Source organism: Kitasatospora sp. NPDC040550, from assembly GCF_055594965.1.
Genome location: NZ_JBVIWC010000015.1, coordinates 1 through 18,002, shown reverse-complemented (window position 1 = coordinate 18,002; position 18,002 = coordinate 1). Strand labels below are relative to the sequence as shown.

Sequence of the window (18,002 nt, the reverse complement as noted above, 5' to 3'; positions counted from 1 at the left end):
GAAATAGGAAAACCCCGCGTAGCACTCTCAACAACTCCTCTACCCCACAATAGCGAGACGGGGGTGGTGGCCTAGCGACAAACCCCCCCCCCCCCCTCCCCGCCCCGTTTCGGAGACGGCGTTCCGCGGTGGCGATCAGCGACGGCGTGCAGCGGCAGAGCTCAGCGATCAGCGACGGCGTCCAGCGGCAGAGCTCAGCGACCAGCGCTCAGCGACGGCGGAACAGCCCGCGCCGCTTCGCCGGTGGGGGCGGGGGCGGGTCGAGCAGCGTCGTGACGGCGTGCAGGAAGGGCCGGGCCTGGGCGGTCATGCCCGTCCGGTGCAGCCGGTGACGGCCTTCGCCCTCCCACTCGCCCAGCACCGCCCCGCGCTCGCCCGTGATCGGATCGATCCCGTACTCCAGGGTGAAGAACCGCTGTGCCGAGCCGTCGCCCGGCCAGGCCAGCACCACCGCGAAGGCCTCGGTCGCCGCCCGCGGCCTCGGCAGCCCGACCAGGAGCAGCCGGTGCTGCCCGGCCTGGACGAACCCGCCCTGGAGGCCCTCCGGTGCCACCCGCTGCTCGACGGGCAGGGTCGCGCCGAACTCCTCCCACAACCGCAGCAGTTCGGCGTCGATCCGCTCCCCCGGCACCGACCCCAGGTGGGTCAGCGAGGGCAGCACCCGGTGCGCGAAGCGGTAGTGGTGCGGGCGCGACGCGGGCAGGTCCGCCTCCGCGCCGGCCAGCCGGGTGACGGCGGCGATCACCTCGTCGGCGTGCACGAGCTCCAGTTGTCCGCCCTCGGCCACCCCGGTGAGCGGGGTCAGCTTGCCGTCGCGCCACCAGTAGGTGTGCACGGACAGCGGCGCGCCCGACGCGTCGTACTCCCGGGCGGCCGTCTCGATCAGCGCCTCCAGCACGCCCGGCACCTGGAGGTCGAACGGCGCGAACAGCAGCCGGAACGGCGTGGGGAAGGCCACCACCGCTCCGTCCGGGGGCAGTTCGCGGCCCGCGACCTCGCGGTAGACGGCGTCGAGGGCGAGGACCCGGCTCCCCGTCAGCGCCGAGTTCCCGGTGACGACATGCAGGCCGCCGCCCTGCCCGGTCGGTAGCACCTCGTGCTGCTCGACGGGCAGTCGGGCGAGCCGCGCCCGCGCGGCCTCCCGCAACCGAGGCACCACCCCCAGTTCGGTGACCGCCTCCGAGGTCAGCACCTGCCAGCCGACGGGCGACTCCAGGGCGAGGAACTCCAGTACCCCCGGGGCTACTTCGAGCGCGTGCGGATGCCGCGCGGACTCGGCCAGCGACGCGGCGTCCAGCAGCAGCGGATAGAGCCGGGCGGTCACCTCCTCCGGCGAGCCAGCACCCGCCCCCGGGCCCCGCACGGCGGCGACCAGCTCCCGGACCTGGGCCCGGACCAGCTCCGGCAACGGCACGTCCGCCCGCCGACCCACCAGTTCGAGCAGCCTGCCGAGCCCGTAGTCGCGCCCCTGGGCATCCCGGGCGACGTCCCCGTGCAGGGTGACCTCGCACCCCGACTCCGCGAACGCCGCCCGCACCAGCGCGGCCAGCTCCGGCTCCCACTCCTGCCGTCCCATCGGCCCCTCCCCACTCACGCTCCGCCCCCGCCCCTCCGGGGACGCCACCGGCCCCCTGCCCGGTTGCCGTGCTCCGGACACCTCCGAACGCTTCCGACGGGGCGGAGTGGCAGGCCGGTCAGGCCCGGGGGTGGACTCCGAGGTCGGCGAGCAGAGCGCGGACCAACTCCTCGATCCGGTCGCGGATCGGCCGCACGGCCTCGACGCCCTGGCCGGCCGGGTCCGCCAACTGCCAGTCCAGGTACCGCTTTCCGGGGAAGAACGGGCAGGCGTCGCCGCAGCCCATGGTGATCACCACGTCGGAGGCCCGGACCGCCTCGACGGTCAGGACCTTCGGGACCTCGGCGGAGATGTCGATCCCGGCCTCGGCCAGCGCCTCGACCACCGCCGGGTTCACGGCCCCGGCCGGGGCGGAGCCGGCCGAGCGGACCTCGACCCGGTCACCGCCGAGGCGGCTGAGGAAGGCGGCGGCCATCTGGGACCGGCCGGCGTTGTGCACGCAGACGAACAGCACGGACGGGACGGATGCGGCGGACGGAACGGCGGAAGTGCTCACGAGGGGTCCTTCGGATGTACGGGGCAGGGGCGGCGGGGTCAGCGGGCGGCCGGGGCCGGGCGGCGGTCGCCGTCGCGCGGGGCGACGACGTCCCCGGCGGCCGGAACCGCCCGGCCGAACAGCACCGCGACCAGCCCGACACCGACGACCAGGCCCACCGACTGGGCGGCGACGAACGGCAGTACCGAGCCGGGCGCGATGCCGGCGAAGCTGTCGGTGAACGCGCGGCCGACCGTCACCGCCGGATTGGCGAAGCTGGTGGAGGAGGTGAACCAGTAGGCGGCGCCGATGAAGGCGGCGACCGCGACCGGAGCGGAGTGCGCGCGCCCGACCCGGGCCAGGCCGAGGACCAGCAGCACCAGACCGGCGGTCGCCACCACCTCGCCGAGCCACAGGTGCGGCGACCAGCGGTCGTGCGTCGACCAGCGCACCAGCGGTTCGCCGAACATCGCGTCCGCCAGCACCGCCCCGCCGACCGCCCCGGCCACCTGCGCCGGGACGTAGGCCGCCACCTCCCGCAGCCCGGGCCCGCCCCCGGCGCGGCGCCCGGTCCACCAGGCGGCCAGCGTCACGGCGGGGTTGAAGTGGGCGCCGGAGACCGGGCCGAGCAGCAGGATCAGCACACCGAGGCCGAACACGGTCGCCAACGAGTTGGCCAGCAGTTGGACGCCGACGTCCGGAGAGAGCCTGGCGGCCTGGATGCCGGAGCCGACCACGACGGCGACCAGCGCGCCGGTCCCGACGAACTCCACGGCCGCCCGCCGGCCCAGCGGCGCCGCCCCGGTCATCCGGACTCCCCGGCGGGGGCCTGGAGCAGCGCGGACAGCTTGGCCAGCGCGGCGGGCAGCACCCAGTAGTAGACCCACGTCCCCCGGCGCTCGGAACCGACCAGCCCGGCCTCGCGCAGCACCTTGAGGTGGTGCGAGATCGTCGGCTGGGACACGTCGAACGGCCCGGTGAGGTCGCAGACACAGGCCTCGCCGCCCTCGTGCGAGGCGATCAGCGACAGCAGCCGCAGCCGCACCGGATCGGAGAGCGCCTTGAACGCCTTCGCCAGGTCGACGGCGGCCGCCTCGCCCAGGGGCTCGCGGACCAGCGGCGAGCAGCACGCGGCCGCGTCGTCCTGCCCGAGCACCGGCAGTTGCAGATTCGACATGCGTCTATATTGACAGTCATCTATGCAAGTGCCAACCCCACCCACCTCGGGGATCCGCGAATCAAGCACGACTCCGACACCGACGCCTCGGCAGGATTGCCGACGCCCTAGCCGGGCTGCGCGCCGAGGTCGGCCACCAGTCGGGTCGCGAGGCGTTCGGAGGAGGCCGGGTTCTGGCCGGTGTAGAGGTTGCGGTCGACCACCACGAAGGGGCGCAGCGGCACCCGGCCCTTGACGTAGTGGGCGCCGTTCTCGCGCAGGCGGTCCTCGACCAGCCAGGCGGCCTTCCAGCCGAAGGGGTTGAGCCGCTCCTCCAGATTGGAGAGGGCCGTCATCCGGTGGCCCGCGAACGGCCAGGAACCGTCCGCGTCCTCGGCGGCCAGTGCGGCGGCCGGGGCGTGGCAGAGCAGGGCCAGCGGCTTGCCGGAGTGCAGTACCCGGGTGAGCAGGGCGCCGGAGACCGGGTCGACCGCCAGGTCCTCCATCGGGCCGTGGCCGCCCGGGTAGAACACGAGGTCGTACCCGTCGGGGTCGATCTCCGCGAGGGTGGCCGGGCTGTTCAGCCGGTCCTCGATCGAGTCCAGGTAGCGGGCGACCGCGCGCAGCCGGGCGGGGCGGCCGGCGGTGAAGGACATGCTCAGGCGGTCGAGCGTCGGCGGCCTTCCGCCCGGGGTGGCGACGGTGATGTCCCACCCGGCCCGGGTGAAGACCCGGTGCGGCACCGCGAGTTCCTCGCCCCAGTAGCCCGAGGGGTGGGCCGTTCCGTCCCTCAAGGTCCAGCGGTCCGCCGCGGACACGACGAACAGGACCTTCGTCTTCGCCATCGCATCCTCCCGGGGGCTCGTCGTTCCGGCGGCCACGCCCACCCCGCCGGGGTCGACGTTACGGCGCGGACGCCCGCCCGGCGACCCGCCGTGGCCCGGGGTCACCGCTGCGCGGCGCTGGCCGTGGGCAGCCAGGCGCGGTAGCGGCGCAGGGCCTGGCGCTGCTGGAGCTGCTCGGCGAGGAGGGCGACGGCGGGGTGGGTGCCGGGCCTCGGGGCGCGCCCTCGGGCGAGGCGGCGCAGCTGGTGGCGGACCTGGGCCATGGTGGCGGCCGAGGCCAGGGCCTTGTCGGACCAGGTGACCGGTCGCATCCCGCAGTCGGCCTCGCGCCCGGCGGCCCAGCGCTCGGGCAGGTCGGGGGTGACGGCGAGGGCGGTGCCGATGCCGACGACCTCCACGCCGCCGGCCAGGGCCCGTTCGGCGGTGTCGCGCCGGGTGATGCCGCCGGTGAGCATCAGCGGGAGCGGGCTGGTGGTGACCAGCTCCTCCGCGAGGTCGAGGAAGTAGGCCTCGCGGGCGCGGGTGCGGTCGTCGGCGGGGCGGCCGGTCATGGCGGGGCTCTCGTAGCTGCCGCCGGAGAGTTCGACCAGGTCGACGCCGAGCGGTGCGAGCATCGCGATCACCTGCCGGGCGTCGTCGGCGTCGAAGCCGCCGCGCTGGAAGTCGGCGGAGTTGAGCTTGACGGCGACCGCGAAGGCCGGCGGGACGGCGGCCCGCACGGCGCGGACGACGTCCAGCAGCATCCGGGCCCGGTTCTCCAGCGACCCGCCCCAGGCGTCGGTGCGCCGGTTGACCAGGGGTGACAGGAACTGCGACAGCAGGTAGCCGTGCGCGGCGTGGATCTCCACCCCGTCGAACCCGGCCTGGGCGGCGCGCGCGGCCGTGGTCGCGAACCGGTCGACGGTCGCGCCGATCTGCTCGGGGGTCATCGCGGTGGGGCGGCCGAAGCGGCCGCTGTGCCGCCCCAGGTCGACGCCCACCGCGGACGGGCCCCACACCACGCCGGGCATGTCGGCGGCGACCTGGCGGCCGGGGTGGTTGATCTGCATCCAGACCGCACCGCCGCCGGACTTGGCGGCCTCCGCCCAGGCGGTGAACGGCTCCAGCGGTGCGGCCCCGTCGAGCACGACGCCGCCCGGCCCGGTCAGCGCCTCGGCGTGGACCATGACGTTGCCGGTGATCAGCAGGCCGGTGCCGCCGGCGGCCCAGCGCCGGTACAGCTCCAGCATCCGCCGGTCGGGTAGTTGGCCGTCGCCGGCCATGTTCTCCTCCATCGCCGCCTTGGCGATCCGGTTGCGCAGGACTGCCCCCGAGCGCAGGTGCAGGGGCGAGAACAGCTCGCTGGCCATTCGGGTCTCCTCTCCTCGATGTCTCCGTCGACTAGGATGTGTACATCGCTCACATTAGGCGAGAAATGTGAGCGGTGCATACATCAGGGAGGGTGACCCATGCCACAGCCGACGACCGGCTCGTACCACCACGGCGACCTGCGCGCCGCCTGCCTGCGCGCCGCGCGCGAACTGCTGGAGGAGGACGGCGGCTCCGGCCTGTCCCTGCGGGCGGTGGCCCGGCGGGCCGGCGTCTCGGCGACCGCCCCCTACCGCCACTTCGCCGACCGCGAGGCCCTGGTCTCCGCCGTCGCCTCGGAGGGCTACCTCGAACTCGCCGCCGCCCTCACCGCGGCCCACCCCGCGCCCGCGACACCGGACGAGCTCGCCGCCGTCGCCGTCGCCTACGTGCGCTTCGCCCTCGACCGCCCGGCGCTGTTCCGGGCGATGTTCGCCGAGCCCTGCGACCCGGCCAACGAGGAGCGGGCGGCCGCGACCGCCGCCGTCCGCCAGTACGTGCACGGCATCGTCCACGGCGTGTTCCCCGGCGCCGACCCGGAGGCGCTGTCCACCGCCGTGTGGGCGCTGGTCCACGGCCTGGCCTTCCTGCACCTGGACGGCAAGCTCGACGCCGCCTCCCCCGAGGCGGTCTCCGCCCAGGTCACGGCGGCCGTCCTGGCGACCTTCGCCGTCGCACCGACCAAGGCCTAATGCCGCATCAGGAAACGTTCGCCTCGTTGTGTCGGGTCGCCCGGAGCCGCCGTCGTGCACGGTTCCCTGCGACCGGGGGACCCCCGTAGGGTAAGCGAGTTGACGATGCCCGGTCGGGGGAGTGATGGCAGTGGAGGCACAGCTGCTCGTCGGACGGTACCGATTGGTGCGTCAGCTCGGACAAGGTGGCATGGGGCAGGTGTGGCAGGCCCAGGATGAGACGTTGGACCGGCCCGTAGCCGTCAAGGTCATCTCCGTGCTCACCGGTGGCGGGAGCCGTGGTGACGAGGCACGGGCCCGGTTCCTGCGCGAAGCCCGGCTCACCGCCCGCCTCCAGCACCCCAACATCGTGACCATCCACGACCTCGGTGACCACGGCGAGGGGGAGGACCGGGTCCCCTTCCTCGTCATGGAACTGGTCAGGGGTGAGGGCCTCGACACGCTGATGCGTCGGGGCGCCGCCACTCTGGCCGATGCCGCTCGCTGGGGCGGACAGATCGCCGATGCGCTGGCCGCCGCGCACGACGCCGGAATCATGCACCGCGACATCAAGCCGTCCAACATCCTGATCACCCCGGCGGGCACCGCCAAAGTCCTCGACTTCGGCATCGCACGCGCCGTCGACTCGACCGATACCCGTCTCACCGAGAGCGGCTTCATCGTCGGCACGCCGCCCTACATGGCCCCGGAGCAGGCACGCGGATTCCCCGATCCGCGCAGCGACCTCTACGCCCTGGGCTGCCTCCTCTACCAGCTGATCACCGGGCGCCTGCCTTTCCAGGCCCCCGACACCCTCGGCTTCCTCACCGCTCACCTCACCGAGGAACCGTCCGCGCCCAGCTCGGTCACCCCAGGCATTCCCGAACCCTGGGACCGCCTCGTCCTCACCCTGCTCAGGAAGGACCCCGCCGAGCGCCACCCGGACGCCCACGCCCTCGCCCAAGCCCTGCGTCACCTCGCACAGCCGCTCGCGGCCCCACCCGCCGTTCCCAAGGCCTCCCGGCCCTGGCACACGGCGCCTGCCCAGCCGGCAGTGGCCGCCTTCCAGAGCAGCAGCGTTGAGCAGCATGAGACCGGCTTCCGTGTCCTGATGCTGCTGTTCGGGGCGGCCATTGTTCTCGTCCCGGCCTGCCTGTTCATCTCCGGCCGCTACGTCTCGCCAGGCACGTGGATCGCTGCGCAGTTGCCCATCCTGCTCCTGACAGCGGCACTGACCCCGCGCTCCGGCGCTGTCCTACGAGCGGCCGGATACGTTGTCGCGGCTCTCGATATCGCTTGCTACGTACGGACTTTCCTCGCGGTCTCCTCTTCCGCTGAGGGCTGGGACACGATGACCACATCGTTGATGGTGGTCTACTTGCCCATCGTCATGCTGAAAGTCTTCAGGTATCTCTACCGCGACATCACGACCCGCGCCCTCAGTGTGGAGCAAGGCCGGCGGCGCAGAAGGGCGTCGTAAACCCGCTCAGCCGTCAGGCAACGTTCGCCCTGGTGACGACTTCGCGAAGGCGCTCGTCGGCGGCGTGCTTGTTCCGCCAGATGATGTAGCGGCGGATCATGCTGCCCTGTTCCTTGTGAGTGGCGTAGTGGTCGGTGCCGTCGAGGGCAAAGTGGCGCAGGGCGGTGAACTGGGCTTCGATCCGGTTGAGCCAGGAGGCGTTGGTCGGGGTGTAGGCGATCTCGACGTTGTTCACCGCGGCCCACGTTCCTACCCGCTGGCACCGCTTGGTGGTCAGGTGCGGCGCTCGCCGCCCCCGCGCCCGGCCCGTCCGCACCCGGAACGTCCGCCCGCCTCCCGTACCCGTCGGCTCCGGCCGCCGGTCAGCGGGCCGGCGGTCAGCGGGCCGCCGTGGGCGGGGCAAGTCGCAGGCCGGCCAGGTCCGGCGGTACGGCGGAGCCGGAGTCGGAGCCCGGGCGGAAGAACGGGGCGGACTCCCCATCCGTCGCGGTGGCGGGCGCGTCGGTGAGCCGGAACCGCTCCCGCAGCCGGCCGTAGAAGTCGGTGGGCCGGAGGCGGATCAGTCGCACCCGCTGCGGGGCGCGGTAGACGCCGATCCAGTCCCCCGGGTCGAGCACGCCCCGCAGCTGGCCGTCGATGCTGACCGCCGCCCGGCCGGAGTGCGGCAGGACGCGCAGCGCGACGGCCTCGTCGGGGGCCGCGACCACGGTGCGGTTGAAGGTCATGTGGGCGGCGATCGGGGTGAACACGACCGCGTCCATGTGCGGGGAGAGCACCGGGCCGCCGGCCGCGAAGCTGTAGGCGGTCGAGCCGGTGGGCGTGGCGACCACGAACGCGTCGGCCGAGTAGGCGGCCAGCAGCTGGCCCGAGATGTAGACCCCGGCGCTGACCTGGTGGTCCCGGGCGAGCTTCTCCACCACCACGTCGTTGAGCGCGTTGACGTCCAGGGCCAGGCCCCAGCCGCCTCCGGCACCGTCCCCCGGCCGCACCGACGGGGGTGGCAGGGGCGCGGGGCCCCGCCCGTAGCAGAGCAAGGCCTCCATCTCCGCCGGCACCCCCGGCGGCCTGGAGGCCCGCATGGTCAGCGTCATCCGCTCCTCCACCGGGGCGTGCCCGGCGTGGACGGCGTCCAGGGCGGCGGCGAGGTCGCGGACCGGCACCTCGGTGAGGAAGCCGACGCTGCCCAGGTCGACGCCGAGCACGCTGGCCCCGGTCTTCACCGCGATCCTGGCCCCGCGCAGGAAGGTCCCGTCCCCGCCCAGGGTGACCACCAGGTCCGGGTCCCCGGCCGCGTGGGCCTCCTCCCTGCCGGAGCGGCGCCGGTGCTCCGGCGTCCAGACGTCGATCTCGGTGCAGCGGACGCCGTGTGCCGCGCACCAGGCGTGCACGGCGTGCGCCGCCTCCCGGGCGGCCTCGCGGCCCTGGTGGACGACCAGTCCGAGTCGGTGCACGGGCATGGCGGAGGACCTCCTCCCGTCGCCGGGGTACCGCGGCCCGGCCCGCTCGGATGCGGTGGAGCCGCGCCTTCCTCCCGGCCCATCGTGGCGCCTCGACGCCCGATCGGCTCGCCGGACGGCGGAGCGCCGGGCGCGGCGGGCGCCCACTGGTCAGGAAGCCCCGAGGCGGTCCTGCCGGTCGGCCGTCCTGGCGCCGCCGTTCGCACGGCGCGGCCGGACCAGGAAGGTGGCCGCGTACCCGACCGTGGCCGTCGCCATGATCGTGAAGCTCGGCGGCAGCTTCGGCGCCGCCGCGCTCAGCAGCAGCCCGCCCCACATCTCCGCGACCGCGAGCCCGGCGGACAGCGCCAGCGCCCGGAACGGCCGGTCGGTGAGCCGCAGCGCCGCGCCCGCCGGAGCCGCGAGCAGGCCCAGGAGCAGCAGCGAGCCGACCGCCTGGGTGGCCTCCCCGGCGCAGGCGCCGACCAGGACCAGGAAGCCGAGCCCCAGCGCCCGCACCGGCACGCCCCGGGCGGCCGCCACGGCCTCGTCGAGGGTGGCGAACAGCAGCGGGCGGGCGATCAGCAGCAGGACGACGCAGATCGCGCCCGCGATCGCGACGGCCACCGTGGTCCGGCTGCCGTGCAGGCCGAAGATCGAGCCGAACAGCACGCTCGTCCCGGCGCCGCCCTGGGCTCCGCTGCGGGAGGTGGTGTAGACGGTCAGGAAGAAGGCGCCCAGGCCGAGGATCCAGGCGAAGACGCTGCCGATCACCACGTCGTCCGCCCGCCCCCGCCGGCCGAGGCCGCCGATCAGCAGGCCCACCCCGACGGTCGCCGCGAACAGCCCGAGCCGGAGGTCGTAGCCGCCCGCCAGCGCGGCCATCGCGCCGGTGAAGGCGACATGGCTGAGCGCGTCGCCGGTGAAGATCTGCGCCCGCAGCACCAGGAAGCAGCCCACCAGCCCGCACGCGAGCGCGATGAACGTCCCGGCGAGCAGGGCGTGTTGGAAGAACGGCTGGGCCAGGACGGCGGTCATGGCGCAGCTCCGATCGCGACGGCCGTACGGGCGCCGCCGGGCAGGCGGTCCCGGGCGCAGCGCACCAGGTGCGCCAGGACGTAGCCGGCGAAGGCGAAGCCGGTCACGAAGAAGCCGAGCGGGTACGGCCGGTAGTAGGCCGCGACCAGGCCCGCCCAGCAGGCCGCCAGCCCCAGGGCGGCCGACAGCAGCAGGCTCAACCCCGGCCGGGCGGTGAGCTGTTGGGCCGTCGCCGCCGGGATCACCATCAACGCGAACACCAGCAGGGTGCCGGTGATCTGGCCGGCCTCGGCGGTCGCCGCGCCCAGGAGCACCAGGAACAGCGTGCCCAGCAGCCGAACCGGCACCCCGCGCCCGGCCGCCACCTCCGGGTCCACGGAGGCGAACAGCAGTGGCCGTCCGATCACCGCCAGGGCGACCAGCACCACCGCGCCCACCACCGCCAGGGTCACCACCTGGCCGGTGGTGATGCCCAGGAAGCTGCCGAACAGCAGCGCCGTCGGCCCCTCCAGCAGGCCCTTGTACAGGCTGATGAACAGGTATCCGCAGGCCAGCACGAAGGCCTGCACCGTACCGGTGCCCGCGGACTCCTCGGCGCCGCTCCCCCGGCCCCGGCGGCCGAGCGCCGCCAGCACCAGCGCGGTGGCGACGCAGAACCCGAAGTAGCCGAGCGTGGTGGCGAAGCCGAGCAGCACGGCCAGCGAGGCGCCCGGGAACGCGGACACCGACAGGGTGTGCCCGACGAAGGTCTGCCGGCGCAGCACCATGAACCAGCCCACCACGGCGCACACCAGAGCCACGACCAGGCCGGCCCGGAAGGCGTTCACCATGAACGCGTAGGACCACATGTCCTGGAAGTCGGCGACCAGGTCCCAGCTGAACACCGGCGGGGTCGCGTCAGCTGCCAGCAGCACGGCCGCCCCCGTTCCCGTGCCGGTCGGATCGGACGTGCCGGTCGGAGTGGACCGCCGGAGCCTCCGGCTGGCCGACCACGACCAGCCGCCCGTCGCCGGTGCGCAGCACCTCTACCGGCGTGCGGTAGAGGCGGCTCAGCGTCGCGGTGGTGATCACCTCGGCCGGGGCACCGGAGACGGCGCCGCCCTCGGCGATGTAGACCACCCGGTCCAGGTGGTGGAGTATCGGGTTGACGTCGTGCGCGACCATGACCACCGACACCCGTTCCAGGTGGCAGACCTTGCCCAGCAGGCAGGCGATCGCCGCTTGGTTGGTCAGGTCCAGGCTGTCCAGCGGCTCGTCCAGCAGCAGCACCCGCGGGCGGCGGACCAGCGCCTGGGCGATCAGCAGCCGCTGCTGCTCCCCGCCCGAGCACTGCCCGATCGGCCGGTGCGCGTACTTCGACGCGCCCACCAGCTCGATGACCTCCCTGACGCGTTCACGGGCGGCCAGGCGCTTCGCGCGGTTCAGGAACGGGACGGGGATCCCCCACGAATCCCCGTCCAGCCCGAGCCGCACCACGTCGATCCCGCGGATCCGGACGGTGGCGTCGAAGTTGCGCCGCTGCGGCAGGTACCCGATCGCCGCGTTCCGCCCGCCGGGTGCCGCGCCGAGCACCCGCACCTCGCCGGCGGCCGCCGGGAGGACCCCCAGCAGGACCTTGACCAGGGTCGACTTCCCGACCCCGTTGGGGCCGAGGACGGCGGTGAACTCCCCGGCCCCCACGGTCAGATCGACACCCGACCAGAGGGTCCGCCCGCCCACCCGCACGGCGGCCCCGCGCAGCGACAGCACCGGCTCCCCGCCGGGCGCGGTGCGCCCCGTCTCCGTACGGACCTTCTCGGTCGGGTGGATGCTCATGCGCCCGCCTCGCTCCGCTCGCCAGGGGCATTCGCCCATGTGCGCCTCGTGACGGTGAGCTCGCTTCGCCCGCTCACTTGCCCGTCGCCTGCTTCAACGCGTCGGCGAGGCCCTGGAGCTGCCGGGCCTGCCAGTCCTGGAAGGTGGCCCCCGCCGGAGTGAGGGTCTCGGTGACCTCGACGACCGGTATGCCCTGCGCCTTGGCGGCGCTGACCTGGGCCACCACGTCGGGGTTGGAGTTCTGGGAGTTGTAGACGTAGACCTTGATCTGCTTGCCGGTGATCTGCTGGTCGATGGCGGCCTTGTCGGCGGCGGTCGGGTCGGTGCCCTCGCTCTCGGCGTCCAGGAAGGTCTCCGGGGTGAGCAGCTTGAGGCCGACGCTCTCCGCGAGCGGGGTCACGATCGACTCGGAGGCGCCGATCGGGGTGCCCGCGTAGGTGGCCTTGATGTCGGCTTCCAGCTGGTGGTACGTGGCCAGGGTCTGGGTGGTGAAGGTCTTCTCCTGGCTGTCGAAGTAGGCCGCGTCGGCCGGGTCCAGCTTCTTGTAGTCGGCCGTGATCCGGTCGATGACCTCGGTGACGCTCTCGGCGGAGTACCACTGGTGCGGGTTGTCACCCTCCTTCTTGCCCAGCAGGTCGCCGACCTTGAGCACGGTCCGGCCCTGCGCCGGGTTCGCGGACAGCAGCTTGTCCGACCAGGCGTCGTAGCCGATCCCGTTGCTGATCACGTAGTCCGCGCCCGCGACGGTGCGGCCGTCGGCGGCGGTCGGCTCGTAGGAGTGCGGGTCGGTGTCAGGATTGGTGATGATGCTGCTCACCTTCACGTGGTCACCGCCGAGTTGGGTGGCGATGGAACCCCAGAAGTTCTCCGCGGCCGCCACCTGGATCACCTTCGAGCCGCTGCCGCTGCTCGCGCCGCCGGACGCACCGGACGTGTTCTTGGCAGGCGAGCCGGTGGAGCACGCACTGGTCGCGGCGAGGGCGGCGACCGCGGTCATGCCGAGCACGATTCTCGGAAGGCGGCGGGGCTTGCTGGACGGGACGACACGCATGGCGGGCTGCTCCTCAAAACCTGCCGACCCCGCCGTCCGGGCGGGTCCGGCTCCGTTGGACGGCATCACCATAGATGGAAATGATTTTCACAACCAGCCGATCTGGGGGCGAGATGGAAATCATTGCCAAAACTTGGCGAGCAGCGAACCGTCACCGGCGGTCGACCCGGCCACCTCGGCCACATCACGTGGCGCACCGATCCGGTCGCACACAGCGACCACAACAGCCGGCGGGGAGTTTCTGACGAAGCGTCAGTCAGCCTGGCGCGCAGCAGAATTGAAACCGCCTCGCACCCCAGGAGACGGGGGTGCGAGGCGGGAAGCTCGTGCTCGGAGAGGGGCGGGTCAGGACGGCGGCTTCCAGAGGGTGACCAGCCCGGCGAACGCGGGCGGGTCCATCGGCGTCCCCGGCGGCCGCACGTCAGTGATCCTCAGCATGGCGAGGTTGCCCTTCGAGGTGACGGTGCACAGCACGTCGCCCTTCACGATCGCATGGCGATCGATCAGCGCGGTGTTGCTGAGCTCCGACGGCAGCGGGGCGCTGTCCACCGCCTGGCGGCAGGCTTCGGGTGACGTCCCCGCGCTCTTGGCGGTCGAGGTGTTGAAGGTCAGGTACTGGAGGATGTAGGACAGCTCGGCCTCGTGGTCGCCGATCTCGCCGCGCGGATTCACCTTCGGGGCGTCCAGGTCCACCGTGATCACCTCGCCGATGGCCGGGGTGGCGATCATCAGGGGGCGGTCGGTGAACACCGCGGTGTAGCCGCCCTTCGGGGACGCTGCGCCCGATGCCGGTACCGATCCCGAAGCCGCGCCGGACGGGCTGGACGGGCTGGACGGACCGGTGGCACCGGACGGACCGGCAGCGCCGGGCTGTCCGCTCGCCCGGGCGCCCGCGCTCGCACTCGCGCTCACCTCCGGCTGCGCACCCGCGGCCGAACCGCCCCCGGAGTTCCCGTCACCGGACAGGGCGCACGCCGTACCGGCCGCGACAGCCAGCACCACGGCGAGCGCCCCGGCCACCAGGGCCCGCTTGCGCCGCGAAGCCGCCGCCGCCTGCGCCGACGATCCCGCTACCGGTCCCGCCGCCGATCCCGCCGCCGGTCCCGCTCCCGTCGGCCCGGGCGCACCCGCCGCCTGCGTGGGCGCGTTGTGCACCCGGTCGCCGTACGGGGCGCCGACGTTCCCCGAGGCCTGGGTGGGCACGTACGTGGCCGTCCGCCGGGGCGGGGCCTCCGCCCCGCCAGGGGCCTGCGCCTCCGCCCCCGTCAGCAGGTCTTCCACCTGGCGCCGGCGTTCGGCGACCGCCGCCGCCAAGGGGGCCGGCAGCCAGTCCCCCAGGTCACGCGACGGGCGCCCGGACGCCTGCTCGCACAGCTCCGCCAGTTCGGCCGGGGTGGGCCGGGCCGCCGGATCCGCAGCGAGGCAGCGCTCCAGCAGAGGGCGCAGCCCGTCCGAGTAGCCGGACAGGTCCGGCGGTCGCTGCGCGGTGTTGGCGATCTGGGTGGCCACGGTCAGCGCCCCGCCCGTCCCGTAGGGGTGGCGGCCGGTGGCGGCGACGGCGGCGATCAGACCGAGCGAGAACACGTCGGTGGCAGGGGTGAGTTCGCTCCCGATGCCGTGCTCGGGCGACATGAACTGCGGGGTGCCGATGAAGCCACCGCTCTGCGTCAGCCTGGTGGCCTCGGCGGCACGCGCGATCCCGAAGTCGATCACCCAGGGCCCGTCCGGGCCGAGCAGGATGTTGCCGGGCTTGAGGTCGCGGTGGACGATCCCCGCGGAGTGCATGGAGTCCAGTGCCCGGGCGACGCAACCGACCAGCTGGAGGGCGACGGGCAGCGGCAGCGGACCGTGGGCGTCGAGCGCCTCGTCGAGCGGCAGGCCGGGGACGTACGCCGTGGCCAGCCACGGCTGCTCGCCGTGGGCGTCGTGGTCCAGCACGGGCACCAGGTGGTAGCCCCGCACCTTCTCGGCCGCCCGCACCTCCTGCTGGAAGCGGCGACGGAACTCGGGGTCGCCGGCGTACTCCCGGCGGATCACCTTGATCGCGAGCGGCTGGTTGCCGCGTGTGCGCGAGAGGTAGACGGACCCCATTCCGCCCTCGCCGATCTGCGCGAGCAGCCGGTACCCGGCGATCTCCTGCGGCTCGTCCGTACTCAGCGCACGCAGCGCGCCCTTGCTCCCGTTGATGGACCCCACCCCCGATGTGCCGTGACTTCGAAGATCAAGATCCTAGCGAACAAGATCCTCGCGAACACGAACGCGCAGACCCTGATCAGGCCTCCGGGCGCAGCTCGGCGGTGCGCGCCACGACCTCGTGGTAGCGCGAGCGCATCGTCGAGGACCACCCGCGCACACCCGAACGACCTTGCCGGCACCGCACATTGACCAGCACTCGGATAGACTCGCGAGCCGTACCGAAGCTGCACGACGGCCCGCCCGCCCCGCGTCGAGAGGTACCCCATGGTCGCCAGCCTGTCCCTGCCCCGCATCATGCGCGTCGGCCGGGGAGCCGCCGACGAGTTGGGCGAGGTCATGGCCGGGTTGGGGCTGAGCCGCCCGCTGCTGGTCACCGACGCGTTCCTGGTCGGGACGGGTGCGGCGGAACGCCTCACCGCCACGCTCACCGCCACCGGGCTGCACCCCCGGCTGTTCGCCGACACCGTGCCCGACCCGACCACCGACTCCCTCACCGCAGGCCTCGAAGCCCTGGAGGAGCACGGCGCGGACTCGGTCATCGGCTTCGGCGGCGGCAGCCCGATGGACAGCGCCAAGGCCCTCGCCCTGCTCGCCGTCCAGGGCGGCCGGATGCGCGACTACAAAGCGCCCCGGGTCACCCCCGGCCCGGCGCTACCGGTGATCGCCGTCCCCACCACCGCCGGCAGCGGCTCGGAGGCGACCCAGGTCACCGTCATCACCGACAGCGACACCGACGAGAAGATGCTCTGCCTGGGCCCGGCGTTCCAGCCGCTCGCCGCCGTGATCGACCCGGACCTCACCCTCTCGATGCCGCCCCGGCTGACCGCCGACACCGGCATCGACGCCCTCACCCACGCCGTCGAGGCGTACGTGAGCCGCAAGGCCAACCCCTTCACCAACGGCCTGGCCCTCACCGCGATCGGCACCATCGGCCGCCACCTGCGCCGCGCCTACGCGGACGGCACCGACACCGTGGCCCGCGAGGCCATGATGCTGGCCGCGACCCAGGCCGGGCTGGCCTTCTCCAACGCCAGCGTCGCCCTCGTCCACGGCATGAGCCGCCCGATCGGCGCCCACTTCCAGGTCGCCCACGGGCTGTCCAACGCGATGCTTTTCCCCGCCGTGACGGCCTTCTCGGTGCACGCGGCGCGCGCCCGCTACGCCGACTGCGCCCGCGCCCTGGGCGTCGCGACCGCCGCGGAGCCGGACGACCTGGCCGCCGACCGGCTCGTCGACGCGCTCCGCGCACTCTGCCGCGACCTCCAGGTGCCCACGCCCCGCAGCCACGGCATCGACCAGGACGACTGGACCCGGCTGACCCCCGTCATGGCCGAGCAGGCCCTGGCCTCCGGGTCGCCCGCCAACAACCCCGTCGTGCCCACCGCCGAGCAGATCCGGGAGCTCTACGCCCGGATCTACGCCTGACCCCGCTCCGCACCGACGGACGCGGCCCGCGGGGTCACCAGCATCCGGATGCCCTCGGCCGCCCGGAGGACGAACCGCTCCACCGGCACCACCCGGTGCCCCAGCTGAGCAAGTCCCGCCGGGCGCGCGGCGTTGGGGCACGCCCCAGGTGTTCTGACCGGTGAGGTTGGGGATGCGGCTGGCGGGTGGCTTGCCTGCGAGTGCAGTGTGTCCGCAGTGGTGATCGTGGGTGTGGAGCCAAGCCCGGTTGAGCCGCAGCAGGTAGGCGATACGGGCCGGGCCCCAGCGGCGCGGGACGCGGACCTTGACGATCCGCCGCTCGGTGCGGGACCGCAGTCGGCGGGGGCTGCGGTGCGGGCGGCTGGAGCGGTCGGTCATGCCGGCCTCACCCAGGGCTCGATAGCGGTCGGCCCAGCGCTTGGTCAAGGTCGGCGAGACCTGGAAGCGCTCGGCCGCCCGCCGCAGCGGCCAGCCGTCCTCGACCAAGCAGCGGGCCGGGCGCAGGCGTCCGGTCTCGGTCAGCGGTGCGTTGCGGTATGCCGTGAGGGCCTTTCTGGCGTTGGTGCAGATGTCGCAATTCACACCGAGCCAGAAGGCCCTCACTCATTTCAAGATCACCAAGCCGTGAGCCCCGTCACCAACCTCCGTCATCACAACTGGGACCTGTTGCGAAAGTGCTGGTCACAGAAGCTCGTTGAGGACTGCGACCAGCATGGTTGCCACTCGGCGCACGGCACGTTCCTCGTGTCTCCTGGCGACAGCGCCACGACCTTGACCTCAACCATACTTGAGGTTCTAGCCTAGCGATCATGACGACCGTAAGCACACCGCAGAACGGCACCGCCACGCTCGGCCAGCGGCCCATCGCCCTGGCCGCTTGGGGCGCCACCGAGGCGATCCTGCGGCACTCGCAAACCGCCTTGGCGCGCATCGACGTGACCCAGCCCCAGTGGTGGGCGCTCAACAACATCGTCCGCGCCGAGCACGGCCTCACCAGGGAGGAGATCCGCGCTGTGGCCGTGCCCTACGGCATGGGCGACCAGGTGATAGTTAACGGTGCCGACGCCCTCGTACACCGGGGCTGGCTCGGCATCGGCGCGGACGGCCGGCTGACCCTCACGGAACAGGGCCGCGAGGGCCTGGCAACGGCGAAGAAACACATGGACCGGGTGCGTGCGGAGCTCCTCGGTGACATCACGGAGGAGGAGTGCGCGAGTGCAGTCTCCGTGCTCCAGCGAGTCACCGACAACCTCGCCCAGGGGCTGTCGTGAAGGCTGGTCACAGCCCTTCATTGATGGCCGCGACCAGCACGATCGCCTCGTAGCGAACGGCAAGCTTGATGCCCCTATGGATGTCAATCGGCTGATGCTGGTGCAGGAGTGGGCTTCCTGGCTGCGGTGATGAGTTGGTAGATCTCGCGGGCGACGTAGC

Annotated in this window: 17 protein-coding genes and 2 pseudogenes; 5 read left to right on the top strand and 14 right to left on the bottom strand. The window is 73.2% G+C overall.

Annotated features, from left to right (window positions below):
• Window positions 1-208: 208 nt before the first annotated feature.
• From ACZ58X_RS22220 to ACZ58X_RS22195, 6 genes are all read right to left on the bottom strand, one after another.
• Window positions 209-1,576: a hypothetical protein gene (locus tag ACZ58X_RS22220; RefSeq protein ID WP_470335331.1), complete on the bottom strand. Its 1,368-nt coding sequence runs from the start codon at window positions 1,574-1,576 to the stop codon at window positions 209-211.
• A 118-nt stretch (window positions 1,577-1,694) separates the two neighbouring features.
• Window positions 1,695-2,051 carry an arsenate reductase ArsC gene (locus tag ACZ58X_RS22215; protein ID WP_470335497.1) on the bottom strand — a complete coding sequence of 119 codons (357 nt, stop codon included), beginning with the start codon at window positions 2,049-2,051 and terminating at the stop codon, window positions 1,695-1,697.
• A 119-nt stretch (window positions 2,052-2,170) separates the two neighbouring features.
• On the bottom strand, window positions 2,171-2,920 hold the full coding sequence (locus ACZ58X_RS22210; RefSeq protein WP_470335330.1) for an aquaporin: 750 nt from the start codon (window positions 2,918-2,920) through the stop codon (window positions 2,171-2,173).
• Complete coding sequence (locus tag ACZ58X_RS22205; protein WP_470335329.1) at window positions 2,917-3,288, bottom strand: ArsR/SmtB family transcription factor; 372 nt, start codon at window positions 3,286-3,288, stop codon at window positions 2,917-2,919. The genes ACZ58X_RS22210 and ACZ58X_RS22205 overlap by 4 nt, the downstream gene beginning before the upstream one ends.
• Before the next feature lie 107 nt (window positions 3,289-3,395).
• Window positions 3,396-4,112 carry a type 1 glutamine amidotransferase domain-containing protein gene (locus ACZ58X_RS22200; RefSeq protein ID WP_470335328.1) on the bottom strand — a complete coding sequence of 239 codons (717 nt, stop codon included), beginning with the start codon at window positions 4,110-4,112 and terminating at the stop codon, window positions 3,396-3,398.
• Window positions 4,113-4,213: 101 nt separating this feature from the next.
• Window positions 4,214-5,461 (bottom strand): NADH:flavin oxidoreductase/NADH oxidase family protein, encoded by a 1,248-nt coding sequence (locus ACZ58X_RS22195; RefSeq protein ID WP_470335327.1) that lies wholly within the window; start codon window positions 5,459-5,461, stop codon window positions 4,214-4,216.
• Window positions 5,462-5,560: 99 nt separating this feature from the next.
• On the opposite strand from ACZ58X_RS22195, the gene ACZ58X_RS22190 reads away from it, so the two are divergent.
• Both ACZ58X_RS22190 and ACZ58X_RS22185 read left to right on the top strand, forming a co-directional pair.
• Window positions 5,561-6,151, top strand: a complete 591-nt coding sequence (locus tag ACZ58X_RS22190) for a TetR/AcrR family transcriptional regulator (RefSeq protein WP_470335326.1) — start codon at window positions 5,561-5,563, stop codon at window positions 6,149-6,151.
• A 124-nt stretch (window positions 6,152-6,275) separates the two neighbouring features.
• Window positions 6,276-7,610 carry a serine/threonine-protein kinase gene (locus ACZ58X_RS22185; RefSeq protein WP_470335325.1) on the top strand — a complete coding sequence of 445 codons (1,335 nt, stop codon included), beginning with the start codon at window positions 6,276-6,278 and terminating at the stop codon, window positions 7,608-7,610.
• Window positions 7,611-7,623: 13 nt separating this feature from the next.
• Here the strand turns inward: ACZ58X_RS22185 and ACZ58X_RS22180 are convergent.
• The 7 genes and pseudogenes from ACZ58X_RS22180 to ACZ58X_RS22150 all read right to left on the bottom strand — a co-directional run.
• Window positions 7,624-7,896: pseudogene (locus tag ACZ58X_RS22180) on the bottom strand (transposase); the annotation flags it as partial.
• A 91-nt stretch (window positions 7,897-7,987) separates the two neighbouring features.
• The gene (locus tag ACZ58X_RS22175; RefSeq protein WP_470335324.1) at window positions 7,988-9,067 is read right to left on the bottom strand and encodes an NAD(+)/NADH kinase; all 1,080 of its coding nucleotides are present in this window, start codon (window positions 9,065-9,067) and stop codon (window positions 7,988-7,990) included.
• A 150-nt stretch (window positions 9,068-9,217) separates the two neighbouring features.
• On the bottom strand, window positions 9,218-10,084 hold the full coding sequence (locus ACZ58X_RS22170; protein WP_470335323.1) for a metal ABC transporter permease: 867 nt from the start codon (window positions 10,082-10,084) through the stop codon (window positions 9,218-9,220).
• The gene (locus tag ACZ58X_RS22165; RefSeq protein WP_470335322.1) at window positions 10,081-10,998 is read right to left on the bottom strand and encodes a metal ABC transporter permease; all 918 of its coding nucleotides are present in this window, start codon (window positions 10,996-10,998) and stop codon (window positions 10,081-10,083) included. Before ACZ58X_RS22165 ends, ACZ58X_RS22170 begins: the two co-directional genes overlap by 4 nt.
• A complete protein-coding gene (locus ACZ58X_RS22160) occupies window positions 10,982-11,899 on the bottom strand; it encodes a metal ABC transporter ATP-binding protein (protein ID WP_470335321.1) in 918 nt (305 codons plus the stop codon). The genes ACZ58X_RS22165 and ACZ58X_RS22160 overlap by 17 nt, the downstream gene beginning before the upstream one ends.
• A gap of 73 nt (window positions 11,900-11,972) precedes the next feature.
• Window positions 11,973-12,950 carry a metal ABC transporter solute-binding protein, Zn/Mn family gene (locus ACZ58X_RS22155; RefSeq protein WP_470335320.1) on the bottom strand — a complete coding sequence of 326 codons (978 nt, stop codon included), beginning with the start codon at window positions 12,948-12,950 and terminating at the stop codon, window positions 11,973-11,975.
• Between the two features lie 345 nt (window positions 12,951-13,295).
• A complete protein-coding gene (locus tag ACZ58X_RS22150) occupies window positions 13,296-15,146 on the bottom strand; it encodes a serine/threonine-protein kinase (protein ID WP_470335319.1) in 1,851 nt (616 codons plus the stop codon).
• 264 nt (window positions 15,147-15,410) lie between these two features.
• On the opposite strand from ACZ58X_RS22150, the gene ACZ58X_RS22145 reads away from it, so the two are divergent.
• Window positions 15,411-16,571 carry an iron-containing alcohol dehydrogenase gene (locus ACZ58X_RS22145; protein ID WP_470335318.1) on the top strand — a complete coding sequence of 387 codons (1,161 nt, stop codon included), beginning with the start codon at window positions 15,411-15,413 and terminating at the stop codon, window positions 16,569-16,571.
• 231 nt (window positions 16,572-16,802) lie between these two features.
• On the opposite strand, the pseudogene ACZ58X_RS22140 reads toward ACZ58X_RS22145, so the two are convergent.
• Window positions 16,803-17,075: pseudogene (locus ACZ58X_RS22140) on the bottom strand (helix-turn-helix domain-containing protein); the annotation flags it as partial.
• On the opposite strand from ACZ58X_RS22140, the gene ACZ58X_RS22135 reads away from it, so the two are divergent.
• On the top strand, window positions 16,990-17,199 hold the full coding sequence (locus ACZ58X_RS22135; protein WP_470335317.1) for a hypothetical protein: 210 nt from the start codon (window positions 16,990-16,992) through the stop codon (window positions 17,197-17,199). The pseudogene ACZ58X_RS22140 and the gene ACZ58X_RS22135 overlap by 86 nt on opposite strands.
• Window positions 17,200-17,380: 181 nt before the next feature.
• Window positions 17,381-17,842, top strand: a complete 462-nt coding sequence (locus ACZ58X_RS22130) for a MarR family winged helix-turn-helix transcriptional regulator (protein WP_470335316.1) — start codon at window positions 17,381-17,383, stop codon at window positions 17,840-17,842.
• Window positions 17,843-18,002: the final 160 nt, after the last annotated feature.

Coding starts and splice junctions, on each gene's coding strand:
- ACZ58X_RS22220 (WP_470335331.1), bottom strand. CDS start 1,576: ATGGGACGGCAGGAGTGGGAGCCGGAGCTGGCCGCGCTGGTGCGGGCG.
- ACZ58X_RS22215 (WP_470335497.1), bottom strand. CDS start 2,051: ATGGCCGCCGCCTTCCTCAGCCGCCTCGGCGGTGACCGGGTCGAGGTC.
- ACZ58X_RS22210 (WP_470335330.1), bottom strand. CDS start 2,920: ATGACCGGGGCGGCGCCGCTGGGCCGGCGGGCGGCCGTGGAGTTCGTC.
- ACZ58X_RS22205 (WP_470335329.1), bottom strand. CDS start 3,288: ATGTCGAATCTGCAACTGCCGGTGCTCGGGCAGGACGACGCGGCCGCG.
- ACZ58X_RS22200 (WP_470335328.1), bottom strand. CDS start 4,112: ATGGCGAAGACGAAGGTCCTGTTCGTCGTGTCCGCGGCGGACCGCTGG.
- ACZ58X_RS22195 (WP_470335327.1), bottom strand. CDS start 5,461: ATGGCCAGCGAGCTGTTCTCGCCCCTGCACCTGCGCTCGGGGGCAGTC.
- ACZ58X_RS22190 (WP_470335326.1), top strand. CDS start 5,561: ATGCCACAGCCGACGACCGGCTCGTACCACCACGGCGACCTGCGCGCC.
- ACZ58X_RS22185 (WP_470335325.1), top strand. CDS start 6,276: ATGGCAGTGGAGGCACAGCTGCTCGTCGGACGGTACCGATTGGTGCGT.
- ACZ58X_RS22175 (WP_470335324.1), bottom strand. CDS start 9,067: ATGCCCGTGCACCGACTCGGACTGGTCGTCCACCAGGGCCGCGAGGCC.
- ACZ58X_RS22170 (WP_470335323.1), bottom strand. CDS start 10,084: ATGACCGCCGTCCTGGCCCAGCCGTTCTTCCAACACGCCCTGCTCGCC.
- ACZ58X_RS22160 (WP_470335321.1), bottom strand. CDS start 11,899: ATGAGCATCCACCCGACCGAGAAGGTCCGTACGGAGACGGGGCGCACC.
- ACZ58X_RS22155 (WP_470335320.1), bottom strand. CDS start 12,950: ATGCGTGTCGTCCCGTCCAGCAAGCCCCGCCGCCTTCCGAGAATCGTG.
- ACZ58X_RS22145 (WP_470335318.1), top strand. CDS start 15,411: ATGGTCGCCAGCCTGTCCCTGCCCCGCATCATGCGCGTCGGCCGGGGA.
- ACZ58X_RS22130 (WP_470335316.1), top strand. CDS start 17,381: ATGACGACCGTAAGCACACCGCAGAACGGCACCGCCACGCTCGGCCAG.